The following is a 2,644-nucleotide window of genomic DNA, read 5'->3' as shown; positions in this document are numbered from 1 at the left end:
TTTAAAGAGCACTTTAAGCAAAAACGCTTCTCGAATGTGCCAGTATTCACTCAGCTATCCACTGGTAAGAAGATCAATTTCGGCTTAACGCAGAAATAAGCGACCATCACAACCTCAAAGCCGAGAGCCGTCACTTCTCGGCTTTCACTACTCTCAAATGATCAGATAAATACGTCAGATTTCATTTTGACCGTTTTTTGCATTGGCACCGTCAAAACACCTCACTTTCATGCGTCTATGGGAAGTAAGTCTCAATTATACTCTGAATACATTAGCGCAAACCAACTCCGTTATTTTGAGTTTTCAATGCAAAACGGGGCGTACCATACATTTTGTCCAAAGGTGTGCTGTAGCCAATCGTGGCAAACTTCCTGACCTCTAGTCAATGTGACTGCCAAACTTCATATTGACCCAAAACACTGAGAGGAGGTCATCGTGAGGAAGTTATCTTCTGGAAAATGCAGCGGCATCAAAAGGCCGTTTAAGCTTGAAGAGATCTGGCGGATCAGAACTAGGCTAGAGATTGAAAATGATCTGATGCAGCTCGCACTGCTGAACCTAGCTATAGATAGCAAGTTAAGAGCGAGTGATTTGCTAAAGCTACATGTTTACGATGTTTCTTCGCAAGGAGTTATCTATGAAAGGGTTCAGTGCATCCAGCAAAAAACTGGGACCGACGTCCACTATGAGATTACGCCGAGAACACAGCAAAGCATTAGCCGATGGATCTTTGCAGCATCCCTAGAGGCAAGCAGTTTTTTATTCCCGAGTAGCCGACGCTTTGGACAACCTATCAGTTACTCTTTCTATCGTTCAATTATCAGGAGTTGGGCTGCAAAACTGGGATTGAATGCCGACTATTACGGTACTCATTCCATGCGCCGAACCAAAGCGACTTTAATCTATGCCAGAACGAAAACATCAGAGCTGTACAGATCTTACTTGGACATTCGAAGCTAGATAACACTATTCGATACCTTGGCGTAGAGCTAGAAGATGCTCTGAGGTTGTCTGAGAAAACAGATTGCTGACAGACAGGAGCTGTTACAGGCTTTTCTTCTGCTACGGTTTCTATACTTTAAAAGGTATATCACTGTTGAAAGGTGTTAAAAAGCCGAACCCCATCGCTAATAAGGTTCGGCCTGTATAAACGTCGAGGTCAATGCCTTTTACGATGTTCCAACTATAAGTTTAGCCTTGAATCAAACCCACCAAAAATTTGTTGGTGGAGTTTTCGAAATAAAGTAAGCGGATGACTTAGATTAAAGGTTTGAATGTCTTCTGACCATTTAATGTTTTTTTCTTGCCTTCAAGTGAGTACTCAAAAGATAACGAGAAGTCGACGCTTTGGTCTGGTTTCAGTGCGGTCACTCGATAGTGAGAACTCTTGCCTTTATGTGAGACTGTCACTTTAGACTTAGGTGGAATTTCCAAAGGCAGTTTAATTTCGTCTTTATTTACGCTGTTATTCACATAACTTGCTGCACGATCAATGGTGATGAACTTGTCAGTGAGATTCGTAATCTCGTACTTGTAATTTAGCGTTGTTACTTGAAGGTCTTTGTTAGTTAAAATCCAACCGTTAGGTTTGGCTAGCAAAGATGCCGATGTGAACTCAATGACATTATTATGATTTATCATTACGTTGATGCCACTAAAGTTTTTAGCAGTCAATGATTTAACTTCACTCATCACATAGTCGTTTAGCAAAGGCTGGCCTTTGTAATTATAGTCATAGTAATCAAGGAAGTTGGTGTTGACGTTTTCTTGAGTGAATAAAGCAGCGAATTTTTTCTTGTCAGACTTATCCATCAGCATTTCTACTTGCGGAGATAAGGTATAAGGCTCAGATAAGAGTTTAGTTCGGTCCTTAACGTAATTCTGATAATCATTTGTTACTTCTTCTGCGACGAATTCATCAAGTACAGGCAATTGCTCCATCAAAGCCCAAGGCGCGTAGTCGTTATAGCTTTTATATCTTTTGGTGTTAAATGCTTCGCGATCAACTGAATGAGTTTCTTCGTTATAGTAATATCCAACGTCAATACTAAACAGATACTTCTTCGTAAGTTCATAGTTCATGACTGTACCTTTCAAGTCACGATTATTTGAACGTGATACGTCAATTGATGCTGGAGCAAGTCTACCATCTAAAATTGGTATTGTTCTAAAAATAGAGTTATCAAGTATCGCTTTAGCTTCTTGCGCGTTAATATTTGATGGTACAGCTACTACTGTATCAATAGGCTCTATTTTTGGGCGAATAGTACACCCACTTAATAGTAAAGCAGCTACTGAGGTTGCAATCATCGACTTTTTCATTTGTTGTCCTAGTTTTAAATAGAAAGTTCATGGGCTTTGGATTTAATCCCAATACCTAAAACTTTAATATTTTTAATGGGATATGCATAGATATAGATTGAGGGATATGTTACATAATGCTCATAACTTACCGTTATCAGTACAAAATACTCTCTTTAAAACGCAGGCCAAAGAGTGAATAGCTCGCTCTTCATGTCTCGAAAACCAATTGGCTAGGCTATATCATTTTAGCCCTCCAATACTTTTGCTAGTGATATGCTATTCATCGCATCGCCTCTTCACACCAACTTTTCCATACCTATGGGGCTCTTCTCCGCTTAGA

The 2,644-nt window shown here is 39.8% G+C and carries 1 protein-coding gene and 1 pseudogene; one reads left to right on the top strand and one right to left on the bottom strand.

Going from position 1 to position 2,644, the window contains the following annotated elements:
* Window positions 1-435 precede the first annotated feature (435 nt).
* A pseudogene (locus AB4307_RS21955) lies at window positions 436-1,031 on the top strand (tyrosine-type recombinase/integrase).
* 226 nt (window positions 1,032-1,257) lie between these two features.
* Here AB4307_RS21955 and AB4307_RS21950 read toward each other — a convergent pair.
* Window positions 1,258-2,322, bottom strand: coding sequence for a hypothetical protein (locus tag AB4307_RS21950; protein ID WP_372133542.1), 1,065 nt, complete (start codon window positions 2,320-2,322; stop codon window positions 1,258-1,260).
* Window positions 2,323-2,644: the final 322 nt, after the last annotated feature.

It is taken from the genome of Vibrio sp. 10N.261.52.C2 (assembly GCF_041471425.1).
Lineage (GTDB): Bacteria > Pseudomonadota > Gammaproteobacteria > Enterobacterales > Vibrionaceae > Vibrio > Vibrio crassostreae_C.
The sequence above is the reverse complement of the archived record's forward strand: the minus strand, read 5'-3'. Positions and strand labels throughout refer to the sequence as shown.

Excerpts from the sequence above, each read along its gene's own strand:
- AB4307_RS21950 (WP_372133542.1), bottom strand. The coding sequence starts at position 2,322 with ATGAAAAAGTCGATGATTGCAACCTCAGTAGCTGCTTTACTATTAAGT.